Source organism: Actinophytocola glycyrrhizae (assembly GCF_042653545.1).
GTDB lineage: Bacteria > Actinomycetota > Actinomycetes > Mycobacteriales > Pseudonocardiaceae > Actinophytocola > Actinophytocola glycyrrhizae.
The window spans coordinates 158,680-182,723 of record NZ_JBHSIS010000010.1; the positions used below are offsets into that span (position 1 = coordinate 158,680).

Annotated in this window: 22 protein-coding genes; 9 read left to right on the top strand and 13 right to left on the bottom strand. The window is 71.8% G+C overall.

Going from position 1 to position 24,044, the window contains the following annotated elements; genetic code table 11:
• Positions 1-8: 8 nt before the first annotated feature.
• The 4 genes from ACFPCV_RS22400 to mraZ all read right to left on the bottom strand — a co-directional run bounded on the left by ACFPCV_RS22400 (position 9) and on the right by mraZ (position 4,236).
• Entirely contained in the window at positions 9-1,913 is a 1,905-nt protein-coding gene (locus ACFPCV_RS22400; RefSeq protein WP_378058245.1) for a peptidoglycan D,D-transpeptidase FtsI family protein, read from the bottom strand.
• 184 nt (positions 1,914-2,097) lie between these two features.
• Positions 2,098-2,676, bottom strand: a complete 579-nt coding sequence (ftsL, locus tag ACFPCV_RS22405) for a cell division protein FtsL (protein WP_378058246.1) — start codon at positions 2,674-2,676, stop codon at positions 2,098-2,100.
• Positions 2,673-3,641, bottom strand: a complete 969-nt coding sequence (gene rsmH / locus ACFPCV_RS22410) for a 16S rRNA (cytosine(1402)-N(4))-methyltransferase RsmH (RefSeq protein ID WP_378058247.1) — start codon at positions 3,639-3,641, stop codon at positions 2,673-2,675. Before rsmH ends, ftsL begins: the two co-directional genes overlap by 4 nt.
• 163 nt (positions 3,642-3,804) lie before the next feature.
• Positions 3,805-4,236: a division/cell wall cluster transcriptional repressor MraZ gene (gene mraZ, locus ACFPCV_RS22415; protein WP_184814412.1), complete on the bottom strand. Its 432-nt coding sequence runs from the start codon at positions 4,234-4,236 to the stop codon at positions 3,805-3,807.
• A gap of 478 nt (positions 4,237-4,714) precedes the next feature.
• Here mraZ and ACFPCV_RS22420 point away from each other — a divergent pair, with 478 nt between their 5' ends.
• The 3 genes from ACFPCV_RS22420 to ACFPCV_RS22430 are packed head-to-tail and all read left to right on the top strand — an operon-like array spanning position 4,715 to position 9,615.
• The gene (locus ACFPCV_RS22420; protein WP_378058248.1) at positions 4,715-5,848 is read left to right on the top strand and encodes an AAA family ATPase; all 1,134 of its coding nucleotides are present in this window, start codon (positions 4,715-4,717) and stop codon (positions 5,846-5,848) included.
• 7 nt (positions 5,849-5,855) lie between these two features.
• Positions 5,856-7,130 carry a DUF58 domain-containing protein gene (locus ACFPCV_RS22425; protein ID WP_378058249.1) on the top strand — a complete coding sequence of 425 codons (1,275 nt, stop codon included), beginning with the start codon at positions 5,856-5,858 and terminating at the stop codon, positions 7,128-7,130.
• Positions 7,131-7,143: 13 nt separating this feature from the next.
• Entirely contained in the window at positions 7,144-9,615 is a 2,472-nt protein-coding gene (locus tag ACFPCV_RS22430; protein WP_378058250.1) for a transglutaminase TgpA family protein, read from the top strand.
• A 329-nt stretch (positions 9,616-9,944) separates the two neighbouring features.
• On the opposite strand, the gene ACFPCV_RS22435 is transcribed toward ACFPCV_RS22430, so the two are convergent.
• Positions 9,945-11,507, bottom strand: a complete 1,563-nt coding sequence (locus ACFPCV_RS22435) for an aldehyde dehydrogenase family protein (RefSeq protein WP_378058251.1) — start codon at positions 11,505-11,507, stop codon at positions 9,945-9,947.
• Between the two features lie 139 nt (positions 11,508-11,646).
• Entirely contained in the window at positions 11,647-12,051 is a 405-nt protein-coding gene (locus ACFPCV_RS22440) for a DUF3040 domain-containing protein (protein WP_378058252.1), read from the bottom strand.
• A 216-nt stretch (positions 12,052-12,267) separates the two neighbouring features.
• On the opposite strand from ACFPCV_RS22440, the gene ACFPCV_RS22445 reads away from it, so the two are divergent.
• Both ACFPCV_RS22445 and ACFPCV_RS22450 read left to right on the top strand, forming a co-directional pair.
• Positions 12,268-13,275, top strand: coding sequence for a PHP domain-containing protein (locus ACFPCV_RS22445; RefSeq protein WP_378058253.1), 1,008 nt, complete (start codon positions 12,268-12,270; stop codon positions 13,273-13,275).
• Between the two features lie 80 nt (positions 13,276-13,355).
• Positions 13,356-14,108, top strand: coding sequence for an SIR2 family NAD-dependent protein deacylase (locus ACFPCV_RS22450; protein ID WP_378058729.1), 753 nt, complete (start codon positions 13,356-13,358; stop codon positions 14,106-14,108).
• Between the two features lie 10 nt (positions 14,109-14,118).
• On the opposite strand, the gene ACFPCV_RS22455 is transcribed toward ACFPCV_RS22450, so the two are convergent.
• Complete coding sequence (locus ACFPCV_RS22455) at positions 14,119-14,511, bottom strand: hypothetical protein (RefSeq protein WP_378058254.1); 393 nt, start codon at positions 14,509-14,511, stop codon at positions 14,119-14,121.
• A gap of 55 nt (positions 14,512-14,566) precedes the next feature.
• On the opposite strand from ACFPCV_RS22455, the gene ACFPCV_RS22460 reads away from it, so the two are divergent.
• Entirely contained in the window at positions 14,567-15,523 is a 957-nt protein-coding gene (locus tag ACFPCV_RS22460; RefSeq protein WP_378058255.1) for a penicillin-insensitive murein endopeptidase, read from the top strand.
• A gap of 64 nt (positions 15,524-15,587) precedes the next feature.
• Here the strand turns inward: ACFPCV_RS22460 and ACFPCV_RS22465 are convergent, their stop codons facing one another.
• Positions 15,588-16,865, bottom strand: a complete 1,278-nt coding sequence (locus ACFPCV_RS22465; RefSeq protein ID WP_378058256.1) for a DNA polymerase IV — start codon at positions 16,863-16,865, stop codon at positions 15,588-15,590.
• Between the two features lie 87 nt (positions 16,866-16,952).
• Positions 16,953-17,675: a class I SAM-dependent methyltransferase gene (locus tag ACFPCV_RS22470; protein ID WP_378058257.1), complete on the bottom strand. Its 723-nt coding sequence runs from the start codon at positions 17,673-17,675 to the stop codon at positions 16,953-16,955.
• 34 nt (positions 17,676-17,709) lie between these two features.
• Between ACFPCV_RS22470 and ACFPCV_RS22475 the strand changes: the two genes are divergently transcribed.
• The gene (locus ACFPCV_RS22475) at positions 17,710-18,594 is read left to right on the top strand and encodes a ParA family protein (RefSeq protein WP_378058258.1); all 885 of its coding nucleotides are present in this window, start codon (positions 17,710-17,712) and stop codon (positions 18,592-18,594) included.
• Positions 18,595-18,630: 36 nt separating this feature from the next.
• Positions 18,631-18,981, top strand: coding sequence for a hypothetical protein (locus tag ACFPCV_RS22480; protein WP_378058259.1), 351 nt, complete (start codon positions 18,631-18,633; stop codon positions 18,979-18,981).
• A gap of 439 nt (positions 18,982-19,420) precedes the next feature.
• Here ACFPCV_RS22480 and ACFPCV_RS22485 read toward each other — a convergent pair whose 3' ends face one another.
• A complete protein-coding gene (locus ACFPCV_RS22485; RefSeq protein WP_378058260.1) occupies positions 19,421-20,296 on the bottom strand; it encodes a hypothetical protein in 876 nt (291 codons plus the stop codon).
• A gap of 42 nt (positions 20,297-20,338) precedes the next feature.
• Here ACFPCV_RS22485 and ACFPCV_RS22490 point away from each other — a divergent pair, with 42 nt between their 5' ends.
• Complete coding sequence (locus tag ACFPCV_RS22490; protein WP_378058261.1) at positions 20,339-21,346, top strand: quinone-dependent dihydroorotate dehydrogenase; 1,008 nt, start codon at positions 20,339-20,341, stop codon at positions 21,344-21,346.
• A gap of 7 nt (positions 21,347-21,353) precedes the next feature.
• Here the strand turns inward: ACFPCV_RS22490 and pspM are convergent, their stop codons facing one another.
• The 3 genes from pspM to ACFPCV_RS22505 form a co-directional block, all read right to left on the bottom strand.
• A complete protein-coding gene (pspM, locus tag ACFPCV_RS22495; RefSeq protein WP_378058262.1) occupies positions 21,354-22,214 on the bottom strand; it encodes a phage shock envelope stress response protein PspM in 861 nt (286 codons plus the stop codon).
• Between the two features lie 44 nt (positions 22,215-22,258).
• Complete coding sequence (locus ACFPCV_RS22500; RefSeq protein WP_378058263.1) at positions 22,259-23,101, bottom strand: PspA/IM30 family protein; 843 nt, start codon at positions 23,099-23,101, stop codon at positions 22,259-22,261.
• A 170-nt stretch (positions 23,102-23,271) separates the two neighbouring features.
• Positions 23,272-23,946 carry a hypothetical protein gene (locus ACFPCV_RS22505; protein WP_378058264.1) on the bottom strand — a complete coding sequence of 225 codons (675 nt, stop codon included), beginning with the start codon at positions 23,944-23,946 and terminating at the stop codon, positions 23,272-23,274.
• Positions 23,947-24,044 lie beyond the last annotated feature (98 nt).

The following is a 24,044-nucleotide window of genomic DNA, read 5'->3' on the forward strand; positions in this document are numbered from 1 at the left end:
TCAGCAGACTACGGCTCCACGAGCCGGACGAACGGCGCCTGTTCCTTCGAGAGCGGGATGTTGTACGTCTGTGCGAGGTGCGACGCGATGTCGTGGAACAGCGGCGCCGCGCTCTTGCCCTCCGGCGGGCCGCCGACGTACTCCGGCTGGTCGAGCATGATGCCGACGACGAACCTCGGGTCGTCGGCCGGCAGGATGCCCGCGAACGTGATCCAGTGCTTCACCTTGCTGTACCGGCCGAGCTCCTCGTCGAACTGCTGCGCCGTGCCGGTCTTGCCGGAGATCTGGTAGCCGGTCAGCGCGGCGGGCACGCCGGTGCCGTTGTCGGGGGTGTCCGCGTCCTGCACGGTCGCGCGGAACATGTCGCGCACGGTCTTCGCGGTCTTCGCGTCGACCACCCGCACCGGCTCGGGTCTCGGCTCGGGGATCCGCTCGCCCTCCGGCGTGACCATCGCGGACACCACCCTCGGCGGCACGCGCACCCCGTCGTTGGCGACCGCCTGGTACATCCCGGCCATCTGCAGCACGGTCATCATGAGGCCCTGCCCGATCGGCAGGTTGCCGAACGTCGAGCCCGACCACTGGCCGCGCGGCGGCACCCTGCCAGGGCTCTCCCCGGACAGGCCGACACCCGTTCGGGTACCGATGCCGAGTTTCTTCAGCAGTTCCGAGAACCGCTCCGGGCCGCACTCCTGCGCGAGCATCAGCGTGCCGACGTTCGACGACTTCGCGAAGATGCCGGTCGTGGTGAGCGGCAGCGGCCCGTGGTTCCACGCGTCGTGGACGACGCGGTCGGCGACCGGGATGCTGCCGTTCACCTGGTGCACGTCCAGCGGCGAGGTGATGTTCTGGTCGATCGCGCACAACGCGGTCACGATCTTGTTCACCGAGCCCGGCTCGTACGCGTTGCTGACCGCCGGGTTGCCCATGGCCTCCGGGTCCCAGCCCGCGGTGCTCGGGTCGAAGGTCTTGTCGTTGGCGAGCGCGTACACCTCGCCGTTCCTCGCGTCCATGATCACCGCGCTGCCGCCGCGCGCCCGTGCCCTGCCGACGTAGTCCGCGAGGGCCTGCTGCAGGAAGTACTGCAGGTCCGCGTCGATCGTCAGCTCCAGGTCGTAGCCGTCCACGGCGGGCCGCACGTCCCGTTCGGTGCCCGGGATGACGACACCGTCGTTGCCCTCCTCGGTGGCCACCTCCTGGTGGCCCCGGGTGCCGGCGAGCTCGTTGTCCCGCAACAGTTCCAGGCCCGCGAGCCCGTGCAGGTCGTGCTTGCTGGTGTCGCGGTCGTCCGTGCGCCAGTTGGCGACGCCGATGATGTTGGCCGCGGTCGACTTGCCAGGGTACTCACGCTCGGCGCGGTACTCGGAGATGATCGACGGGTACTCCTCCTGGATCTCCCGTGCCACCGCCGGCTGGACGTTGTCCACCAGGTAGACGAAGTTGGCGTCCTTGCGGAGCAGGCCGAGCAGTTCGCCCTCCGACACCACGCCGTCGAGCTTCCCTGCCATGAACCGCGCCATGTTCTCGGTCTCGGTGTCGAAGTTCAGCGGCTCGCCCTTGACCTTGCCGTCCTTGAGGTTCTTGTTGTAGGTGTCGATCTCCTTGCGCTGGGCCCTCGGCTGGAACGCGAGCGAGCGCGACTCGACGCTGAACGCGAGCGCCATCCCGTTGCGGTCGAGAATCGAGCCGCGGTGCGCGGGCAGGTCGATCCCCGTCATGCGCTGCCGCTCCGCCTTCGCGGCGAGCGCCTCGGCCTCGAAACCCTGGACCTGGATGAGCTTCAGCCCGGCCGCGACCAGCGCCGCGATGAGGAGGAAGCGCACGGCGACCACACGGATGTGGTGGTTCGGGGGCTTGCGCTTCTTGCGCACGAGCCGCCGGGGACCGACCGGCACCTTGCGCGGCGGCGCCACCCGGCGCCCCGCTCCGTGCCCGGCACCCCCGCGCGGCGCACCGCGACCCGGTGTGCCACCCCGCGCGGGCACACCGGACGCGGCGATGCGCTGCACCGGCCGTCGCGCAGGAGTGCCGGGCCGCCGTGCTCGTGGCCTGCCCGGCATCAGCCGGCACCCTCATGGCAGGTGGTGAGGTCGCTCATCAACCGGCTCCCCCACCGTTCGCCGGTGGCGGCTGCTGTCCCTCCGACTGGTTCTGGCCGTTCTCCGGCGGGTTCTCCGATTCGGGCGGGGCCACCGGGGTCGGCTCGCCGACGACCACGACCGTGCCGTCCGGTTGCACGACCAGCCGGGCCGGGTCGCCTGCCGGGACCATGCCCATGGCCTTCGCGCGCTCGGCCAGCGACGCCGCCGACTCCTTCTGCGTCACCTCGCGCTGCAGCACCGCCGCGCGCTCGGCGAGCCGCTCGGACTCCTGCTTCACCTCGTCGAGGCGGTAGGAGTCGGCGATCGCCTGCGTGGACAGCCACAGAGTGGCCGCGACGCCGACCACGAGCAGCACGATGATCAGCACCGCGAACGAGACCCGGCCCGCGCCGCGGTCGAGGTCGTCCTCCACCGCCCGCTGGATCGGCCTGCCCTCGCGCTGGGCCCGCCGCGCGTAGGCGCGCTGCGCCGCCGCGTTCCGTGCCCGGCCCGGCACCGGGGACTTGGCGGGTGCGGGTGCGGTGTCGACCTTGTCCTTCACCCTGGCACGAGTCGGTTCTGCCTGGATCGTCATGCCGCCTCCAGAATCCGCTCGGCCGCACGCAACCGGACCGAGGCCGCCCGCGGGTTGTGTTCGATCTCCTGCTCGTTCGCCTGCTCCGCGCCCCTGGTCAGCAGCTTCAGCTGCGGGCCGTGGCCGGGCAGTTCCACCGGCACGCCCTCGGGCGTGCGCGACTTCGCCAGCCGCGCCAGCGCCTGCTTGACGATGCGGTCCTCCAGCGACTGGTAGGACTCCACGACGATCCGGCCGCCGACCCGCAGCGCGCGCAGCGCGGCGGGCACGGCGGAACGCAACGCGTCCAGCTCGCCGTTGACCTCGATGCGCAGTGCCTGGAACGTGCGCTTCGCCGGGTGGCCGCCCGTGCGCCGCGACGCCGCGGGCACCGCCTCGTACAGCAGCTCCACGAGGCGGCCGCTGGCGGTGAACGGCTCGACGGCCCGCGCGCGCACGACCCGTTCGACGATCCGCTTCGCGAACCGCTCCTCGCCGTACTCGCGCAGGATCCGCACCAGGTCACCCGGCGGGTAGGTGTTCAGCACCCGCGCCGCGGTCAGTTCGGCGGTCGGGTCCATCCGCATGTCCAGCGGGGCGTCCCGCGAGTACGCGAACCCGCGCTCGGCGACGTCCAGCTGCATCGACGAGACCCCGAGGTCCATGAGCACGCCCGCGACGCCGCCGCGGGGCGCGATGCCGAGCCGGGACAGCACGTCCGGCAGCTCGTCGTAGACCGCGTGCACGAGGTGGACCCGGTCGCCGTGGCGCGCGAGGCGCTCGCGGGACCGGTCCAGCGCGTTCGGGTCCCGGTCGAGGCCGACCAGGGTGAGCGCGGGGTGTGCGGACAGAAGCGCGTCGGCGTGGCCGCCGAGGCCGAGGGTGGTGTCCACGAGGACGGCGCCGGGTTGGGTGAGAGCGGGTTCGAACAGCGCGAGCACCCGCTCCAGCAACACCGGGACGTGTGCCGTCGAGTTTTCGCCCATGCCGAATACACCCCCTCTCCCGTAGAAATCAACGGGTGCCGCGAGGTCCCCGCCCGCTCGTCGAACCTGGCGCCGGGGAAGGTGTGCCAGGGTCGAAGGCGAGCGGAACGGAGGCCTCGCGGCACCCGCGCGCGAGTGCTCCTGCCCGATGTCCCGTCTCCCGTCAGAACACGCCGGGCAGAACCTCCTCCCGTGCCTGGGAGTAGTCGTCCTCGTGCTCGTCCAGGTAGGTCTGCCACGCTTGCGCGTCCCAGATCTCCAGGCGGGTGATCGCACCGATGACCACGCACTCCTTGGTCAGCCCCGCGTAGCGGCGGAGCTCCGGTGCGATCGCGATCCGCCCCTGGCCATCGGGTCGCTGCTCGTCGGTGCCGGCGAACAGGTACCGCTGGTAGGCGCGAACCGCCTCGTTCGTCAAGGGAGCGGCGGCCACCTTGCGTGCCATCTCCTCGAACTCCGCTCGCGGGAAGACGTAGAGACAGTGGTCCTGACCCTTTGTCACCATCAGCCCGCCCGCGAGAGCGTCCCGGAACTTGGCAGGCAGCGTGAGCCGCCCCTTGTCGTCCAGCTTCGGGGTGTGCGTACCGAGAAACATCAGGGTCCGCACCTCCCCACCGGTCCATGTGGACCAGCCATGGGGCCCCCTTCCGCCCCACTTGCCGCCACCGTACCCCACTTTTCACCACAGTCAACGGCGAATGACGGGAATATGTGCCGCAGCTCTCGACATTTGCCCAGGTCAAGGCAGGGGGTGCACGGTGGGGCCTGGTGGTGGGACTCCCCCATCCGGGTGCCGGGGAGCGCCGCCGCAGGTGCCCTTCCCGGCGGCCGAACGGACCGATTTCGACCCGGCGGGGTTCGCCGTGGAGCGTCGTGGGGAACCCCGGTGGGGAGAAGTGGGTGACCCTGCTCGCCGGGCATTTGGCCCGACCGGAACACACCCGACCCGAAAGGCGTACAAGATAGAAGGACACCCGCACTCCTCCGGCATGCGGAGGGGTGGGGTACTTCTCGCAGGTTTGACACACTTCGGTGCAGGCTCTGTCGGGCCGACGAAGTTCTCAGGAGGTCGCGTGACGTCGAGTACCCCGCCACCGGCGCTGCCCGGTAATCCCTACGCGGCACCCGGCGGCGACCCCTACGCGCAGCACGCGGGCGGCGTGAACGGCGACCAGTCCTCCCAACAGCACACCAACTACCGGCAGGTCTCGCCACTCGACGAGCTCGGCGCCGCGGCGCAGCGGATCGCGGCCAACGTCGAGCGGGTGCTGGTCGGCAAGCCGGAGGTCGTGCGCATCGCGCTCGTGACGCTGCTCGCCGAGGGCCACCTCCTCGTCGAGGACGTGCCCGGCGTCGGCAAGACCTCGCTCGCCAAGGCCCTCGCCAGGTCCATCGACTGCACGGTGAGCCGCATCCAGTTCACCCCGGACCTGCTGCCCTCCGACGTGACCGGCGTGTCGATCTTCAACCGGCAGAACAACGAGTTCGAGTTCCGGCCGGGCCCGGTGTTCGCGAACATCGTGGTCGGCGACGAGATCAACCGCGCCTCCCCCAAGACACAGTCGGCGCTGCTCGAGTGCATGGAGGAGGAGCAGGTCACCGTCGACGGGCACACCTACCACCTCGAGGCGCCGTTCATGGTCATCGCGACCCAGAACCCGATCGAGATGGAAGGCACCTACGCGCTGCCGGAGGCGCAGCGCGACCGGTTCACCGCGCGCGTGTCGATCGGCTACCCCGACCCGGCCGCCGAGCTGGCGATGGTCGACGAGCACTCCGGCCACAACCCGCTCGCCGAGCTGCAGCCGGTGTCGCACGCCGAACAGGTCAAGCACCTGGTCGAGACGGTGCGCGCGGTCAAGCTCTCCCCCGACATCCGCCGCTACGCCGTCGAGCTGGTGTCCGCGACGCGGCGGCTGCCGGAGATCCGGATCGGTGCCTCGCCGCGCTCGACGCTGCACCTGGTGCGCGCGGCCCGCGCACAGGCCGCGCTGTCCGGCCGTGACTTCGTGGTCCCCGACGACGTGCACGCCGTCGCCGTGCCGGTGCTCGCGCACCGGCTCGTGCTCACCCCGGAGGCCCAGGCCGGCCGCCGCTCCCCCGCCGAGCTGATCCGCGCACTCGTGCAGCGGGTGCCGGTGCCCCAGGCGTTGTCACAGTCGGGGCCGCCTGCCGGTGCCGAGTGGGCCGCGCGCGGGAACAGGTAGCCGGCCGGTGGCACGGCCCCTCCGAGGCGCGCTTTCCGGCCTGACCACGCGTGGGCGGTGCCTGCTCGCGGCCGGGCTCGCGGCGGCGCTGTGTTCGTTCGTGCTGAACGAACGGGACCTGTTGCGCGTCTCCGTCTTCGTGGTGGCCCTGCCGATCCTCGTGTGCCTGCTGACCGCGGTGGCGCGGGTCGGCCTGCACGCGCAGCGGCAGATCAACCCGATCCGCACCCCGGTCGGCGGGCGCGCGGAGGTGACGCTGCACATCACGTCGACGGGCAGGCTGCCGACCGGCGGGCTGCTCGTGTCCGACGGCGTGCCGTACTCGCTCGGCGGCAAGCCGAGGTTCGTGATCGAGCACCTGCCCCGGCACACCGGGACCCGGCTGCGTTACCACGTGCAGCCGATGCTGCGCGGCATCCAGCAGCTCGGCCCGCTGAAGGCGACGATCACCGACCCGTTCGGGCTGGCCGAGTTCGAGCGGGAGCTCGCGCACTCGTCACGGCTGATCGTGGTGCCGCGCGTCGTGAAGCTCGCGGGCGTGCCAGGCGGGTCCGGGCTGGGCTCCGGCGACGACGGCTCGGTGCGGCTCAACGCGGGCCAGGGTGAGGACGACGCGATCGTGCGCCCGTACCGGCAGGGCGACGACCTGCGGAAGGTGCACTGGCGGTCGACCGCCAAGCGCGACGAGATGATGGTGCGCGTCGAGGAACGGCCGTGGCGTGGCGGTACAACCGTGTTGCTCGACCGCCGGGCCGCCGCGCACCGCGGCACCGGCGCGAACTCGAGCCTCGAGTGGGCCGTGTCGTTCGCCGCGAGCGTCTGCCTGCACCTGCACCGCTACGGGCAGCGGATCAAGCTCGTCACCGAGTCCGGCGGCCTGATCGTCCGGGACACCGGCGACGGCTCCCACAACGACACCGCCGTGCTCGACGCGCTGGCCGCGCTGGCCGCCACCCCGACGACGAACATGGACAGCACGAGCGACCCCGGCGGCGGGCAGGAGCTGATCGCGATCCTCGGCGCCACCACCCCGGAGGCGGTGTCGAAGCTGATCGGCCACCGGTCGCGGAGCACCCGCAGCCTCGCCGTGCTGCTGGACACCGCCGCGTGGGCGGCACCGGAGGAAAGCGGTGCCGGCACGGACATCGACGGCACGACCGCGTTGCTGCGCGGCGCGGGCTGGGGTGTCACCGTCGCGCGGCCGAACACCCCGATGGCCGCGACGTGGGCGACGCTCTGCCGGACCCACGGCAGCCACGCCGACGCGGTGATCACGGGATAGGAGTGGCACGACCGTGACGACAGCTTCCCCGACCCGCCCGCCCGCCGGCGGGCCGAGCCGTGGCACGCCCCCACCGCCGCCGCCCGGCGGCGAGCTGACCTCCGCGCAGTGGTCGATGACCGTCACCCCGGTGGTCGCGGCCGTCACGACGCTCTGCGCCGCGCTCGCGCTGTCCGGGGTCATCGAGGGCCTGCGGTGGTGGGGCTACGCGGGGGTCGCCGTCACCGTCGTCACCGCCGTCGGCCTCGGACTGCGGGCCGTGCGGGCCCCGATCCTGCTGGTCGGGCTCGCGCAGATGTTCGCGCTGATGTGCCTGCTCGTCACGCTGTTCACCGACGAGGCGGTACTCGGCGTCCTGCCCGGCCCGGACTCGGTCGCGGAGCTGGGCAGCGTGCTCCAGACGTCGGTCGAGGTGGTGCGGACCGGGGTGCCGCCCGTGCCCGCGACCCAGGCCGTGCTGTGCCTCGTGGTGATCGCGATCGGGCTCGTGGCCGTGCTCGTCGACACGCTCGCCGTGTCCGCGGGCACACCGGCCGCGTGCGGGCTGGTGCTGCTGTGCGTGTACGCGGTGCCCGCGTCGCTCGCCGACGAGATGCTGCCGTGGTGGGCGTTCGTGCTGGGTGCGCTGTCGTTCGCGGCGCTGCTGGCGGTCGACGGCGCGCACCGCCACCAGCTGTGGCGCAACCGGCCGACGGTCCAGGGCACGAACGGCGGACTCGGCGGGCCCGCCGCACTCGTCGCGGGTGCGGTCGCGGTCGCGTTGTTCGCGGGCGCCACGTTCACCTGGGTCGGCACGGTCGGCCAGCTGCCCGGCGGTCAGAACGGCGGCGGCGAGGGCGGTCTTGGCCTCAACCCGTTCACGTCGCTGCGCGGCATGCTCGACCGCGAGGGCAACGTCGAGCTGTTCCGGGTGTCCGGCATGGACGACGACGGCGTCCGCTACCTGCGTGCCATGACGTTGCCCGTGTACGACGAGAACGGCGGCTGGCGGCGGGACAACGAACGCGAGCTGCCCGGCGGTGTCGAGGCGGCCGGGAACCTGCCGCTGCCCGACGGTGTGGTGCGGGCGGATCCGGACAACATCACCGAGATCCAGATCGAGCCGGTCAACTCCAAGGACTACTGGGCGCCGGTGGCCGGTGTGCCGGTCGGGCTGACCGGTCTGCCGAACGACATGCGCTACGACCCCGACAGCGGCATGGTCTACGGCGAGTCGCGCCGCTCACTGCCGGTCTACGTCGAGGAAGCGGACATGTCCGAGCCGTCGGGGGAGCAGCTGGCGGCCGACGGCCTGTTCACCGCCGCCGACCAGGTCCCGTCGATCTACCTGCGTGCCGACGGGCTGCCGCAGTCGGTCGTCGAACTCGCGCGGCGGCTGACCGGCGGCAAGCCAACGACCTTGCAGAAGGTCAAGGCGATCAAGGACTACTTCGACACCTCGAACGGTTTCCAGTACGACACCGAGACCGGGACCGGCGCCGACGAGAGCGCGCTCGAGGACTTCCTGTTCCGCAGCAAGATCGGGTTCTGCGAGCAGTACGCGTCGGCGATGGCGATCCTGTTGCGGGCCGCGGAGATCCCCTCGCGGGTCGCCATGGGCTACACCGGCGGCTACGCGAACGGCAACTACCGGACGATCACCACGCAGAACGCGCACGCGTGGGTCGAGGTGTTCTTCCCATCGGCCGGCTGGGTGACGTTCGACCCGACACCGCTGTCCGACGGCACGAGCTACAACCCGCCGTACGCCTCGGAGACCGGCCCGTCCGGTCCGGAGGACGACCCGGACAACCCGAGCCAGACGTCCGTGGCGCCGACCGCGCCCAGCGCGCCGACCGGCACGCCGGAGGACGAGGAGACCACCGAGGCCGGCGCGGCCGGGAACGACCGGCAGGAGCAGTCGACTGCGCTGTGGGTGTGGGCGGTGATCGGTACGCTCGTGCTGGCCGCGGTCGTGCTGACGGTGCTGGTGGCGGCGGCCCGCGGCATGCCGAGGCGCCGTGGCACGTTGTTGCCGCTGGCACTTCTGGCGTGGACGCTGGCACTGGTGTTCGGCGCTGCGATGGTGACGTGGTGGCTGGCGGTGCTCGTGGTGGTGCTGCTGCTCGCGACGGCCCCCGGCCTGGTCCGGGAACGCAGGCGGCTTTCGCACCGGCACGACGTCCACACCAGCGGTCCCGGTGCGGCGACGTCGGCGTGGCGCGAGTTGCTCGCCGAGTCCCGGGACCGGGGCATCGAGGTCAACAGCACGGAGACGGTGCGCACCGCGGCCCGCCGCATCGCCCGCGAGCACTCCCTCGACGACGGCGGCAGGCGTGCGCTGCGCACCGTGGTCGGCGAGGTGGAACGCTCCTGGTACGGCGGCCAGGACCACCCCGACCCGAACCTGGCCCCCGCCTACGACCACCTGATGGACGGCATCCGCCGCGGCTCCCCCCTCGGCTGGCGCGCCAAACTCCTCCCCCGCTCAGTCCTCCACCGCTAACCCAGCCAACCCCGCGAGTCCCCCATTCAGAACCCGCGAGTCCCCCATTCAGAACCCGCGAGTCCCCCATTCAGAACCCGCGAGTCCCCCATTCAGAACCCGCGAGTCCCCCATTCAGAACCCGCGAGTCCCCTGTTCAGAACCCGCGAGTCCCCTGTTCGGGACGCGCGAGTTCCCTGTTCACGACCCGCAAGCTGACGACTCGCCTCCACCGGCATTGGCACGAAAGGCAGACTCAGCGGTTCTGAACGGGGAACTCGCGGGTTCTGAACGCGGGACTCGCGGGTCTTGAACGGGGGACTCGCGGGGGTTGTCGGTGTTGGGTGGGGTTAGACCGTTGGGTAGCGGTTGTAGCCGGGGAAGTTGCCGTACAGCAGTTCGTCCTCCGGGCCCTGTGTGACCGCGTGCACCAGGTGCTCGCCGCCGACGAAGGCGCCCTTCCACGAACCGCCCCGGCCGCCGAACGGCTCCTCGCGGTCACCACGGGAACGGGGCTTGTTGATGCCGACCTTGAACGCCTGCACGTGCTCGGCCAGCTCGGTCGCCAGCTCCTGGTCGTCGCACGCGATGCTCGCGACGAGCGCGCCGTTGGACGCGTTCATCTGCGCGAGCAGCTCGGCCTTGGTGTCCACCACGACGATCGTGTCCACCGGGCCGAACGGCTCCTCGTGCATGAGCCGGGCGGCGCCGGGCGGGGCGAGCAGCGTGGTCGGCGCGACGTACGCGGACGTGTCCTGCCCCGGCAGGAACCGGCCCTGGTCCAGCGACCCGCGGTAGAGCGGCACGGCGCCGTGGTGCAGTGCCTCGTCGACCCGCTTGGCCAGGTCCCGCGCCTTCGCCGAGGAGATCATCGGCCCGAAGTCCAGCACCGGCAGGTCACCGGTCTCGTCGACGGCGAGCGGGTGCCCGAACCTGATCGACCGCACCACCGGCAGGTACGTCGCGAGGAACGAGTCGACGAGGTCGCGCTGCACCACGAACCTCGGGTAGGCGGTGCATCGCTGCTTCGCGTACTCGAAGCCCTTCTTCAGGTGCGCGGCCAGGCCGTCCCAGTCGGAGAACTCCCAGATGCCCCAGCAGTTCAGGCCTTCCTGCTCGAGCATGTGCCGTTTGCCGGTGTCGACGAGCTGCGCGGCGACCTTGCCGCCGTTGTCGCGGCCGCCGACGAACGCGAGCGCGCCGATCTCCATCGACCGCACCAGCGCGCCCGACAGCTTCGAGCCGTCGCCGGACAGCAGCGTGACCGGCAGGCCCGCGTCGTTCATGAGCGCGTGGGCGACGGTGAGGCACACCGCGCCGCCCTGCGTCGGGGTCTTCGCCACCACCGCGTTGCCCGCCAGCAGCTGCACCAGCTCCGCGTGTACCAGCACCGACATCGGGTAGTTCCAGCTCGCGATGTTGGACACCGGGCCGGGCAGCGGAGCCCGCTCGAACGGACGGCCGTGCGCGTCGGTCGCGAGCATCGCGTCGACGTTCTCGAGGTACCAGCGGACGCCGTCCAGCGCGCGGTCCACGTCGGCGCACGCGAGCTTCCACGGCTTGCCGATCTCCCACGCGAGCAGCAGGGCAAGGTCGTCACGCGCGTCGGTCATCGCGTCGACGGCGGCCGTGACCCTGGCCTTGCGTTCGGCGAGCGGCACACCGGCCCACTCGCGGTGCTGCTGGTGCGCCGCCGCGACCGCCTTGAGCGCGGTGGGCTCATCGACCTTGGACAGCTGACCGATCGTGGACTGGTCGACAGGGGACACCATCGGCGACCGCTCGCCGCCGTCCTGCCACCGTCCCTCGTACAGGTTTCTCAGCCGGTCGCCGGCGAAACCGTCCGGGGCCAACTGGGCGACCCGCTCCACCAGACGTGCCCACTGTGCGTGCTCCGGGATGCGCAAAGCCATGGCCAACCTCCATCGCTGTGACGAGAGCCATGCCGATACTGACCGGTAACCGGCAATAAGTCATCGAAGTTGCGTCGGAGGTCACGCACAGAAGAGCGTCGGGTGCCGCGAGGGCACCCGACGTTCCGTCATGCTCTGGTTACGGTCCGTCTTCGAACCGCTTGCGGAAGCGGTCCTCCATGCGTTGCGAGAACGAGCTTCGGCGCGCCTTCGGCGAGCCTCCGCCGCCATCGCCCTCAGCGCTCTCCTCGCCTTCCGCGCTTCCGTTTCGCATCGCGGAGAGCGTGAGCAGCGCGCCCAAGAACATGACCAGGAAGCCGAGCAAGCTGACTACCGGGACACCGCCAGGCTTCAGCGGCAGGATGACTCCCAGGACCAGAAGCGCGACACCCAGCACAAACAGCGCGATGCCCTGCAGGCGTCGACGCCGCGAGGGGCGGCGAAGACGTGCACCCCGCACGCTGGATGCGAACTTGGGATCCTCGGCGTAAAGCGCACGCTCAATCTGGTCGAGCAGTCGCTGCTCGTGCTCGGAGAGTGGCATTCGTTCCTCCTCCGGCACAGCGGTCGCGAGCGCCGGGCGATCACGGGTCTTGGCCGCCGGACCCGGCGGGCGCCCCGCGGTGGGGGCGTCACGTCCAGGATACGAGCCGCGAGGCTCCGCGACTACCCGATCCGGAATCATGGTCGTATGCATCAGCAAAACCCGGCCTTCCGCGAGTGTGTCACGCGCCCCCGCCGACCCCTTCAGGTGGGTTGAGTGGAACCGGCGACCGCGCTGCGGCAGATCGCGTTCCTGTTGGAGCGGGCGGCCGAGCCGACCCACAAGGTGCAGGCGTTCCGCAAGGCCGCGCTCGTGGTCACCGGGCTGCCGGACGGCGAGCTCGCCTCGCGTCTACGTGCGGGGACGCTGACCGCGCTGCCGGGCATCGGCCGGACCACCGCCGCCGTGATCACCGAGGCGGCGCGCGGCGAGTCCCCCGCGTACCTGCAGCGACTCCTGGCAGGCGGGCTGACGCCCGTGGCGGGCGGCGAGGCCATGCGTGCGGAGCTGCGGGGCGACTGCCACACCCACTCGGACTGGTCGGACGGCGGCAGCCCGATCAGGGAAATGGCGGAGACCGCCATCCTTCTGGGGCACGACTGGATGGTCCTGACGGACCACTCCCCCCGCCTGACGGTCGCGAACGGGTTGAGCGCCGAGCGGTTGCGCAAGCAGTTGGACGTCGTCGCGGGCCTCAACGAGGAGCTGGCGCCGTTCCGGATCCTGACCGGGATCGAGGTCGACATCCTCGACGACGGCGCCCTCGACCAGCTGCCGGAGCTGCTGGCCAGGCTGGACGTGGTGGTCGGCAGCGTGCACTCGAAGCTGCGGATGGCCCGTGCCGAGATGACCGCCCGGATGCTGGCCGCGATCGCCAACCCGCACCTGGACGTCCTCGGTCACTGCACCGGAAGGAGGGTCAAGGGCAGGCAGCGGCCGGAGTCGGAGTTCGAAGCGGAAGCCGTGTTCGCGGCCTGCCAGGCAGGCGACGTGGCCGTGGAGATCAACTCGCGACCCGACCGGCTCGACCCGCCGAGGCGGCTGCTGAGCCTCGCGCTCGAGATCGGCTGCGTGTTCACGATCGACAGCGACGCCCACGCGCCGGGCCAGCTCGACTGGCTGCCGTACGGCTGTGAGCGGGCCGAAGAGTGCGGAATACCACCCGAACGGGTGATCAACACGAGGTCGGCGGACGACGTCCTGGCGTGGGCGGCCGCTCACTAGAGTTCGCGGGCGGCGATACTCGGATGGTGGGGTACTCCCGCGGCGGTGGTGTCTGCGGGGCCGTGGCGGAGAGGTGGCAGCTGGTGAGGGAGCCGGACGAGCTGGCGGACGGCATCGCCGTGGTGTCCGGGGCGCAGCGGATCACGGTGCTGTCCGGCGCCGGCATCTCCACGGACTCGGGGATCCCGGACTTCCGGGGACCCAACGGGCTGTGGACCCGCGACCCGAAGGCGGAGCGGCTGTCGAGCTTCCAGGCCTACCGCGACGACCCGGAGGTGCGGCGCACGTCGTGGCAGGCGCGGCTGACGCACCCGGTGTGGCAGGCGCGGCCCAACGACGCGCACCGGGCGCTGGTGAAGCTGGAACGGGCCGGGCGGCTGGTGTCGCTGGTGACGCAGAACATCGACGGGCTGCACCAGAGCGCGGGTTCGACGTCGGTGCTGGAGCTGCACGGCACGATGCACGAGACCGTGTGCCTGCAGTGCAACGAGCGCAGGCCGATGAGCGAGGCGCTCGAGCGGGTCGCGGACGGCAACCCGGACCCGACGTGCCGGGTGTGCGGCGGGATCCTCAAGTCGGCGACGATCTCGTTCGGCCAGCCGCTGGAGATGACGGTGCTCGAGGCGGCCAGGGACGCCGTGCTGGCGAGCGACCTGATGCTGGCGGTCGGCAGCTCGCTTTCGGTGCAGCCCGCCGCCGGGCTGGTCGGTCTCGCGGCGCGGGCAGGGGCGACCGTGATGATCTGCAACGCGTCGGAGACGCCGTACGACGAGATGGCGGCGATCGTGCTGCGCGAGTCGCTGGGCGACGTACTGCCTGCGCTGGTCGGCTGACGCGGCCCTCTCAGCCGACGCGGACGCCCGCGGAGCGCAGCGCCTCCTCGACGCGGAGGCGTTCGACCTCGCGGTCCACGCCCTCGCCGAGACAGTGGAGCCGGTGCGGCACGTCGACCGCGGCGCATGCCTGCACCAGCAGCGCGTCGTAGGCCGCCCTGGTCGCGCGGCGCCGGACCGCGGGTGTACCCGGCGGGAACTCGGCGAGCGTCCGGTGGACCCTGCGCAGGTCGGCGGCGAGCCGTTCGATGGGCGGGCAGGCTGGTTCCGGTCCCCGGCGGCGCCTGCGGAGGTACGCGCCGACGGCGTCGACGGTCCTCGGCACCCGCGACAGGACCCAGAACAGCAGCGTGGGGGCGATCACCACGACCACCAGCAGGACCAGGTTGCCGACGGGCACCATAACTGGGAATGCTACTCCGTGGAGGATTGACGAAAACTCGATACTGTTGGTGAGTATGCGTCGAGTTCTCGTCATCCTGTTCGTCGTGCTCGCCGGGTTCTGTTCCGGCACCCCGGCACTCGCCTACCCGAACGCGTTCTTCCACACCCAGAGCACCGGCAACCGCGGCGCGGACGTGCTCGCGATCCAGCACCTGCTGACCCACGACGGCCACGCGGTCACGGCCGACGGCGTGTTCGGCCCGGCGACCACCACCGCGGTCCGCGCGTTCCAGTCCGCCAGGGGGCTCGCGGTCGACGGCATCGTCGGCCCGGCCACCTGGGGCGCGCTGGTGCCCCTCCTCCGCGAGGGCGCGAGCGGCGCGGCCGTCCGCGCGCTGCAGGTGGAGCTGAACGAGAAGCGCAGGCTGTCGTTGCCGGTGAACGGCGTGTTCGACGCGTCGGTGACGACGGCGGTCCGCGGCTTCCAGTCCCACGCGGGCATCGGCGTCGACGGCGTGGCCGGTCCGACGACGTGGCGGAACCTCGTGTGGCACTACGGCTATCCCGACCTGGCGGCCGGGCTCTGCGACAAGGACCCGGACGGCAACGGCACCGCGAACTGGGCGACGGCGGCGGCGGTCGCCCAGCTGGAGCGCGCGGCCCGCACGTTCGCCGCGACCGGTCAGGGCCAGGTCCCGTTGGGCGACGCGGGTTTCGAGCACGGCGGCTCGATCCCCGGCCACGGCAGCCACGCGGTCGGCCTGGACGTCGACCTGTGGCCGGTCCGCACCGACAACGCCCAGTGCACGGCGGGCCGGATCACGTGGCAGTCCGCGACCTACGACCGCGCCGCCACCCGCGCACTGGTGCAGGCCATCCGCTCGTCCGCGTCCGGGCACGTACGCCTGATCTTCTTCAACGACCCGGTCCTGATCGGCGAGGGCCTGACCACGCAGTACGCCAACCACGACAACCACCTGCACGTCCGCTACTGCGAACGCGTGCACCCCAACAGCCTCTACACCTGCTGACCGAGCCAGGCGAGCACGCCGGACGCTGCGCCCTTCCCCATCGGTCGCAGGCCGCACGGCGGCGTCACCGCTCGCGGCGGGTCGGCTCGACCGGCTTCTCGCCGCGTGGGGTCAGCAGCGTCGCCGGGCGGATGGCGGCGCCGCCGAACTTGGCACGGGCCTGGTCGGCGGCCTGGTCCGCGTCGCGCCAGCCGCGTTCCGGGGCGTCCAGGAACAGCTGCTGACCACCCGCCGCACCCTCCTCCAGTTGTTCCACCCGCACGCCGATCAGGCGGACCGCACCCGGCGGGGTCTGTTCGTCGAGCAGGCGGCAGGCGGCGCGGTAGAGCTCCTGCGTGACGTCCATGGCCACCGGCAGCGTCCGGGAGCGGGTGATGGTGGTGAAGTCGCCGAAGCGGACCTTGATCGACACCGTGCGGCCGCGCAGACCGCGGCGCCGCAGCGTCGCCGCGGTGCGTTCCGACAGGCGTAGCAGCTCCTGTCTGAGCACCTCGCGGTCGGTCTGGTCGACCTCGAACGTCTCCTCCGCGCCCACCGACTTGTCGACCGACTCGGGCACCACGGCGCGGTCGTCGTGCCCGTTGGCCAGCGCGTGCAGGTGCTCGGCCGCCGCGACGCCGACCGCCCGGCGCAGCCGCGGCAGCGGCATCGCGGCCACGTCGGCCACCCGGTTCAGCCCGATCGCCGACAGCCGCTCCGCCGTCTTCCTGCCCACCCCCCACAGCGCGGACACCGGCAGCGGGTGCAGGAAGTCGAGGAGGTCGGCGTGCGGCACCACGAGCATCCCGTCCGGCTTCGCGAAACCGGACGCGAGCTTCGCGACGAACTTCGTCGACGACACCCCCACCGAGCAGGTGATGCCCCACTCGGCCGCCACCCGCGCACGGACCTGCTCGCCGATCTCCCCCGGCGTCATCCGCAGCCGCCGCAGCGCACCGGCGACGTCGAGGAACGCCTCGTCGAGGCTGAGCGGCTCCACCAGCGGCGTGATCTCCCGGAAGATCGCCATCACACCGGAGGACGCCGCCGTGTACAGCGCGAACGTGGGCGGCAGGAACACCGCGTGCGGGCACAGCCTGCGCGCGTGCGCCGTCGGCATGGCCGACCGCACCCCGTACGTGCGCGCGAGGTAGTTGGCCGAGCTGACCACCCCGCGCCCGCCCGTGCCGCCCACCACGACCGGCTTGTCGGCCAGCTCCGGCCGCTCCCTGATCTCCACGGACGCGAAGAACGCGTCCATGTCCACGTGCAGCACCGGACAGCCGGTGTCGTCCGGCCACCGCCCGTCCCGCGCCTTGTAGCGATCCACCAGCCCCCGTGGCAGATCCCCGCTCCGACCCATGCGGAAAGCTAATCAGAGCCCACCGACAACGGGCGACCGCGCGCCGGCACGAGTCCGGACGAATGTCCCATCCGTTCGGCCCGGTGCTCAGGCGCGGCGGGCGATGACGTGCAGCCGGGCCGCGATGTCCCGCAGTGGCGCCGCCGGGGCCAGCTTCAGCTCCAGCGCCGCCAGCGCGTCCTGCGCCGAGGTGTCCTGCTGCAGCACAGAGCCCGGCACCAGCTCGCTGAGTACCCCGTGCCCCTGCACCAGCTCCACCGTCAGCCCGGCGTCGGTCAGCAGCGAGACCAGGCCGTCGGTGTCGAAGCGGCGCAGCAGCGACTCCTCCGGCAGCCTGCCCGCCGGGTCGTCGGCCAGTGCCGCCGCCTCCCCCAGCCTGCCCGCGATGGCGCGGTGCAGCAGCGCGGCGGTCCGGTTGGCGGCGAGCACCGAGACGATCCCGCCCGGCGCGACCGCGTCGGCCATCGCCGCGACCGTGTTCTTCGGGTCGTCCACCACCTCGAGGAGGCCGTGCGCGAGCACGACGTCCGCCGAGCCCGCCGACACCACCTGCCCGAGGGCGTCGCTGTCGGCCTGTACCGCCGTGATGCGATCGTGCACACCCGCGTCGGCCGCGCGACGGGACAGCGTCGCGAGCGCGTTCGGGTTGGGTTCGACGACGGTCACGGCGCAGCCGGCGGCCGCGAACGGCACCGCGAGCACGCCGCTGCCGCCGCCGACGTCGAGGACACGCGGTGGCTCGCCGTCGCGGCGCCGCCGCGCGGCGGCCAGCTCGGTGTCGAGCGCGAGTCGAACTGCATCCGGTCGCATGAAGCGAAAGGGTAGGCCCCGTAGGGTGCATAGCGTGCAAACGGTGGCGGTGCTCAGCCTCAAGGGTGGTGTCGGCAAGACGACCATCGTGCTCGGCCTTGCCTCGGCGGCGCAGCGCCGCGGCGCGCGCACCCTGGTCGTGGACCTCGACCCGCAGTGCAACGCGACGGCGACCCTCGACCCGGACGACACGGACGCGACCCTCGCCGACGTGCTCGAGACGCCGAGGGCCGCGGTGCTGCGGGACGCGATCGCGCGCAGCGGCTGGGGCGACGAGGTCGACGTCCTGGTCGGCTCGGAGGACCTCGAGCTGCTCAACGACCAGGACCCCGACCCCCGGCGCCTCGAGAAGCTCAGCAGAGCCCTCGAGGAGCTCGGGCACCTGCTGACCGACGACGAGCTGCCCTACCAGCTGGTGCTGCTCGACTGTCCCCCGTCACTGGGCAGGCTGACGAAGTCGGCGTTGATCGCCGCGCACGGTGCCCTGCTGGTCACCGAGCCGACGCTGTTCGCGGTGTCCGGCGCGCAGCGCGCGTTCGAGGCGGTCGAGCAGGTCGCGGCGGAGCACAACCCGGGCCTGTCGCCGCTCGGGGTGGTGGTGAACCGGGTGCGGCCGCAGTCCTACGAGCACCAGTACCGGATCCAGGAGCTGCGGGAGCACTTCGGGAACCTCGTCATGCCGGTCGCGCTGCCCGACCGGCTCGCGGTGCAGCAGGCGCAGGGCGCGTGCCTGCCGATCCACGCGTGGGGAACGCCGGGGTCGCGCGAGGTGGCGCTGGCGCTGAACCTGCTGCTGGCGCGGGTGCTGCGCAGTGTCGGCAGGCCGAGACCACGTCCGGTGATCCGGACCGACGAGGACATCGACGAGGACACCGACACCGAAGTCGACACCGACGAGCGGGTCGTCCAGGACGGCTGAGGACCGGCTCAGTCGACGCAGATCACCCACCGGCAGGTGGTGGTGGTCGTCGGCGGCGGCGGAGCCGTGGTGGTCGTCGTGGTCGTCGTCGTGGTGGTGGTCTGCTCGGGCGTTTCGGCCGTGGTCGTGGTCGTCGTGGTCGTCGTCGTGCTGGTGGTCGTCGTGGTGGTCGTGGTGGTGCTCCGGGCCGACGACGAGGACGAGGACCTGGACACCTTCGTCGTGGTCGCGGTGGAGCCTGCCGACTGCGAGGTGGGCGGGATCGGCTCCACCGCGCCCAACTCGGACGGGTCCTGCTCCGGGCGGTCCGCGTCGTCGAGCGCGCCGAACGTGAAGAGCGTGCAGGTGATCGCCCCCACGACGGCCCCGACGGCCAGCCGACCGTGACCGCTTTGCGGGGTCGACCCCATCTGTGTCCTTTGGGTGAGCGTCCGGCGACCACTGGTAGTTGGCTGACGAATCTACCTCACCCGAACGGGGGAGACGCCGTCGCACCTCGTGCCATTGTTCCCTCGTTCGCCGTGAGTTGAATCGCCGGAAATCTCTTTGCCGGTCCGTGCGAACGGCCGTAATGTCGGCTGTACACGAGAGAGGAGGTGGTCCAACGGTGAATTCCCATAGGACGCGTGAGGTGGCTGTCCGCTAAGGACCACCCAACCGGACATGGTTTGGCCGGCCGCGCTACACGGCATTGACACCGGTTCGCCCGGTGCCGGAGACGCGCGGTGTGGTCGGCGAATACCAGGCAGTCACCCAGCCCCCGGTGCTCTCAGGGACCTCGTCCGCCCCTGGGCCTGCGCGAGCAGGAGAAAGCCCGGGGGCTGTTTTATTTCCCCAGTTCGTCCAGTTTCTGCTCGGCCTGCTGCACGAGCCGCCACGCCTGCCCGGCCCTGCGCTCGGCGTCCTTCACCGACCGGCTCGCCGACCCGACACGGCGCCGCGCCTCCTTCTCCTCGGCCTCCGCGGCGTCCAGCTCCTCGTAGATCCGCCGCACCCGCTCGGTCGCCGCGTCGGCGGCCTTCTGCGTCTCGGCGAGGATCCGTTCCTCCTCCTTGCGGTCGGCCTCGGCCTCCTTGACCGCGGCCCGCGCGTCGTCCAGCGCCTGCTTCGCGGCCGCCCGCCCGCGCTCCAGCTCGGCGTCCTCGCGGGGGGTGCGTTCCTTCTTCTGCTGCTTGGGCGGGCGCCGGGGCACCACCCCTGTCGGCGTCGCGGCCGGGTCGGCCGACGGCCACGCCGCGGCGGCCGCGGCCAGGTCCTTCGCCGACGTCAGCCTGCCCGCGATCAGCACGCGCGCGACCTCGGCGTCGGCGATCGCGGTCGTGAAGATCTCCTCCAGCTCACGGGTGACGCCCTCGGTCAGCGGCGCTCCGTTGAGCTTGCCCGCCCCCTGGACCAGCGAGTTGACGAGCTTGGTGCGCCGCTGCGACAACGTCCGCAGGTCGGCGCCCGCCAGGTTCGCGTGCGCCTCCCGGAACTCGTCGCCCAGCCTGGCGACCTCGTCGACGTCCGCGTCCGGGTCACGGGCGAGCTGGTTCGCGAGGTACGCGGATGTGGTCGGCTTCGCGAGCTTCTCGATGGCGGCCGCCAGCTTCGCGTCCCCGGCGGCCTTGGCTTCCTTCGCCAGCTCCTTGCGACGCGGCGTGAAGTCCTCGCGGGCACCGGCGTACAACTCGTCGGCGGCGGCATCCAGGTCGGCTGGCACACCCCCATCCTGCCGCGTGCCGGGCGGTGAAACGATGTCCGGGTGGTCTACCAGCGGGTTGTGCGGCGGGCGTTGTTCCGGATGGGTGGCGGCGACGCCGAGGTGGCGCACGAGCGCACGGTGCGGATGGCCGCCCGGCTCGGTGCCGTGCCACCGGTCGTGGCGGGGCTGCGCCGGTACTTCGGCGGGGGCGCGCGCAGGACCGTGTTCGGCATCCCGTTCCCCGGCCCGGTCGGCCTGGCGGCGGGGGTGGACAAGGACGGCCGGGCGCTGAAGGCGTGGCCCGCGTTCGGGTTCGGGTTCGTCGAGGTGGGCACGGTGACGTGGCACCCCCAGCCGGGCAACGAGAAGCCGAGGCTGTTCCGGCTGCCGGCGAGCGAGGCCGTGATCAACCGGATGGGCTTCAACAACGACGGCGCGGCGGCGCTCGCGGCGCGGCTGAAGGCGCTGGGGCCGTTGCCGGTGCCGCTGGGCGTGAGCATCGGCAAGTCGAAGGCCACGCCGGTCGAGGACGCCGTCGAGGACTACCGGCGGTCGCTGCGGACACTGGAGCCCTACGCCGACTACTTCGCGGTGAACGTCAGCTCCCCCAACACGCCCGGTCTGCGCGGCCTGCAGGACAAGGCGGCGCTCGACACGCTGCTCGGCGAGCTGACGACGTCGGTGCCGCTGCTGGTGAAGATCGCCCCGGACCTGACGGACGAGGCCATCGGCGAGGTACTGGAGGTGTGCGCGGCGCACCGGGTGGCCGGCCTGATCGCGACGAACACGACGCTGTCCCGCGACGGCCTGGCACCCCGGGACGAGGCCCGCGGCGCCGAGACCGGCGGACTGAGCGGCCGCCCGCTGACCGCGCGTGCGCTGGAGGTGGTGACGTTCGTGGCGAAGGAGACGGGCGGCGACCTGCCGATCATCGGCGTCGGCGGCATCCACACCGCGGCCGACGCGCTCCGCATGCTGGACGCGGGCGCGGCACTGGTACAGGTCTACACGGGCTTCATCTACCGCGGCCCCGGCCTGGTCCGGGAGATCAACCGCCGGACCCGGTGAGTACGGGTCAGCGGGGCTCTGACAACTCGCGGAGTGCGACCGCCAGGCCTGCGAGGTGGTCGGTGGCGTCGGCCAGTTCCTGCTTCGGGCCCGCCGACGAGCTGGCGGCCACGACCCGGCCTGCCGCGGCCACGAGGCTGCGGAAGCCGTTGAGGCCCTCCTCGAGCTGCTCGCGCAGGCTCCGGACGCCCTCGATCAGCGGACCGCGTTCCATCGGCGGTGCGTGGTCACGGGCCAGTTCGACGGCAGCGAGCTGGGCCGCGACGGCCCGCAGCGCCTGCGCGGCCTCGGCACCGGTCTGTTCCGCGTGTGCCACCGACTCGAGCGGGACCGACGCGGGAGTGCCGTCGGTGCCCGCGAGCTGGCGGACCAGCTGGTTCAGTGCGTCCTCCGCCTCACCCAGCCGCTGCATCGGCTCGTAGGCGGCGGAGTCGCGGGGCGGCATCGGCGGTCGCGCCGGTGCCACGGCCGGGGGCCGGTGCTTCCGGTCGAACTCCTCGCGGGCCCGCTTGAGCAGGACCATGCGGCGGGTGGAGCGGACCGACAGCGCGCCGGTCGCGGCCACGGCGGCGACGCCACCGGCGATCATCGCCGCGTCCGGACCGGGGCCGACCATGCCGGTGAACGCCATCGCGACGTACACGACGAGGAACAGGCAGACGAGCGCCCAGGCGAGCGCCCACCGGGACGCCCACATGCGCTTGCGTTCCAGCCTGCGGCGCTGCCGCTCGATGCGGACGGACTCGTCCTGTCGCCGCGCGAGTGCCTCCTGCACCTGCGCGACGACGGACGTCCGCATCTGGTTGTTGTTGAGGTACTTCCCGACCATCTGGGTCAGCTGGTAGATGTCCCGGCCACGCGGCGCCATCGGCGGCCTCCCCTGCTAGTCGAGCACGAACCCTGTCCAGGACGTCAGTTGCCCTGCGGGTTCGCCTTCTGCTCCTGCGCGACCCGCTGCGCGATCTCCGCCTGGATGTTCTGGGGAGCCGGCGTTGCCGCCGACGAGCCACTGGTGACCTGCGGCGTGGCCGCGCCACCACCCATCGAGGCCCGGATCTGGTCGAGGCGCGACTTGCCCGCCATCTCCGTGGTGGAGGCCTGGACCTCCATCATGCGGCCCTGAACCGAGTTCGACGCGAGCTCCGCCGAGCCGAGCGCGGTGGTGTACCGCTTCTCGATCTTGTCGCGGACCTCCTCGAGCGACGGCGTGTTGCCGGGGGCGGCCAGCTCGCTCATCTGGTTGAGCGACTTGGACACCTGCTCCTGCATCTTCGCCTGCTCGAGCTGGCTCAGCAGCTTCGTACGCTCGGCCAGCTTGTTCTGCAGCATCATCGCGTTGCGCTCGACCGCGCTCTTGGCCTGGGTCGCGGCCTGCAGCGCCTGGTCGTGCAGCGTCTTCAGGTCCTCGATGTCCTGCTCGGCGGTGACGAGCTGGGCCGCGAACGACTCGGCGGCCTGCTCGTACTGGGTCGCCTTCGCCTCGTCACCGTTCGCGCGCGCCTCGTCGGCGAGCACCAGCGCCTGCCGTGCGGAGGACTGCAGCTTCTCGACGTTGCCGAGCTGCCGGTTGAGCTTCATCTCCAGCTGGCGCTGGTTGCCGATCACGGCCGCGGCCTGCTGGGAGAGCGCCTGGTGCTGCCGCTGGGCCTCCTCGATGGCCTGCTGGATCTGTACCTTGGGATCGGCGTGCTCGTCGATCTTCGACGAGAAGGCCGCCATGAGGTACTTCCAGAACTTCACGAACGGGTTGGCCATCTCCTCCGCCTGCCTTACTCCGCGCTGGTCGCAGTTCGTAACTCGTATCCCCGGCTGCCGCTCCCACCGTTCACCGGTTGGTATGGCAACGCCCCGTCATCACTGTGGGTTCCATCGTGTCAGGTGCCCGGCGCTCCCCACCACTCAACCCGGCATAAATCAGGAACTGATCAGGGATGGCCCTGACCTTCCGGACCGATCTCGGGGTCGGTGGCCCGTCGCACCTCGACCAGACCCTCCCGCAGGCCGTCGAGCCTACCCGTGAGGTCGGCCGCCGCGTCGGTGTTCACCGACAACGCGCTGGTCGTGCCCGTGATCAGCTCCGCGAGCTCGTCCCTGGCCCGCTCGAACTCCATGACGGTCGCCTGCATCTTCGCGAGCAACGCGTCCCTGGTCTCCCGCTGCCGCGCCGCGGCGGCCAGCCGAGCGGAAACCGCCTGGTGCGCCCGCACCAGATCGGCCTCGGCGAGAGCCCCGTTCGCCTCGGCGATCGAGCCCGCCAGCGAGGCCTGCTCCTCCTCGAGCGACGGCACCGGGATCCGCGCGATGACGTGGTCGAGGTCGGCCACCTGCCCGGCTGTGATCCGCAACTCCATGACCACCTGCTCGGCGTCCGAGGCAAGCGTGGCGAAGCCGGGCTGTTCCCCGAGCGAGGCGGTCAGCTCACGCAACACCCGCTCCCCACGGGACACCCACACCTGGGCGGCGCTCCCGAGCAACGGCTGTCGCCCACCGACGGCAGGCGGGACAGCCAGTCGCTGCTTTCGGGTGCTGACGATCATCAACGGCACCGTGACCAGCGCGAGCAGACCGATCACGACGAGCACGAACACCAGGGCGGCCACCCCCTGAGCCTAGCCACCCAAAGCCAGTGCCCTGAAAGGCGCTTGCGGGACACCCGACGCCCCGTAAGCGTCTCTCAGGGCACGAGAGCCCCTTCGGG

Excerpts from the sequence above, each read along its gene's own strand:
- ftsL (WP_378058246.1), bottom strand. The coding sequence starts at position 2,676 with ATGACGATCCAGGCAGAACCGACTCGTGCCAGGGTGAAGGACAAGGTC.
- rsmH (WP_378058247.1), bottom strand. The coding sequence starts at position 3,641 with ATGGGCGAAAACTCGACGGCACACGTCCCGGTGTTGCTGGAGCGGGTG.
- mraZ (WP_184814412.1), bottom strand. The coding sequence starts at position 4,236 with ATGTTTCTCGGTACGCACACCCCGAAGCTGGACGACAAGGGGCGGCTC.
- ACFPCV_RS22435 (WP_378058251.1), bottom strand. The coding sequence starts at position 11,507 with ATGGCTTTGCGCATCCCGGAGCACGCACAGTGGGCACGTCTGGTGGAG.
- ACFPCV_RS22440 (WP_378058252.1), bottom strand. The coding sequence starts at position 12,051 with ATGCCACTCTCCGAGCACGAGCAGCGACTGCTCGACCAGATTGAGCGT.
- ACFPCV_RS22455 (WP_378058254.1), bottom strand. The coding sequence starts at position 14,511 with ATGGTGCCCGTCGGCAACCTGGTCCTGCTGGTGGTCGTGGTGATCGCC.
- ACFPCV_RS22460 (WP_378058255.1), top strand. The coding sequence starts at position 14,567 with ATGCGTCGAGTTCTCGTCATCCTGTTCGTCGTGCTCGCCGGGTTCTGT.
- ACFPCV_RS22465 (WP_378058256.1), bottom strand. The coding sequence starts at position 16,865 with ATGGGTCGGAGCGGGGATCTGCCACGGGGGCTGGTGGATCGCTACAAG.
- ACFPCV_RS22470 (WP_378058257.1), bottom strand. The coding sequence starts at position 17,675 with ATGCGACCGGATGCAGTTCGACTCGCGCTCGACACCGAGCTGGCCGCC.
- pspM (WP_378058262.1), bottom strand. The coding sequence starts at position 22,214 with ATGGCGCCGCGTGGCCGGGACATCTACCAGCTGACCCAGATGGTCGGG.
- ACFPCV_RS22500 (WP_378058263.1), bottom strand. The coding sequence starts at position 23,101 with ATGGCCAACCCGTTCGTGAAGTTCTGGAAGTACCTCATGGCGGCCTTC.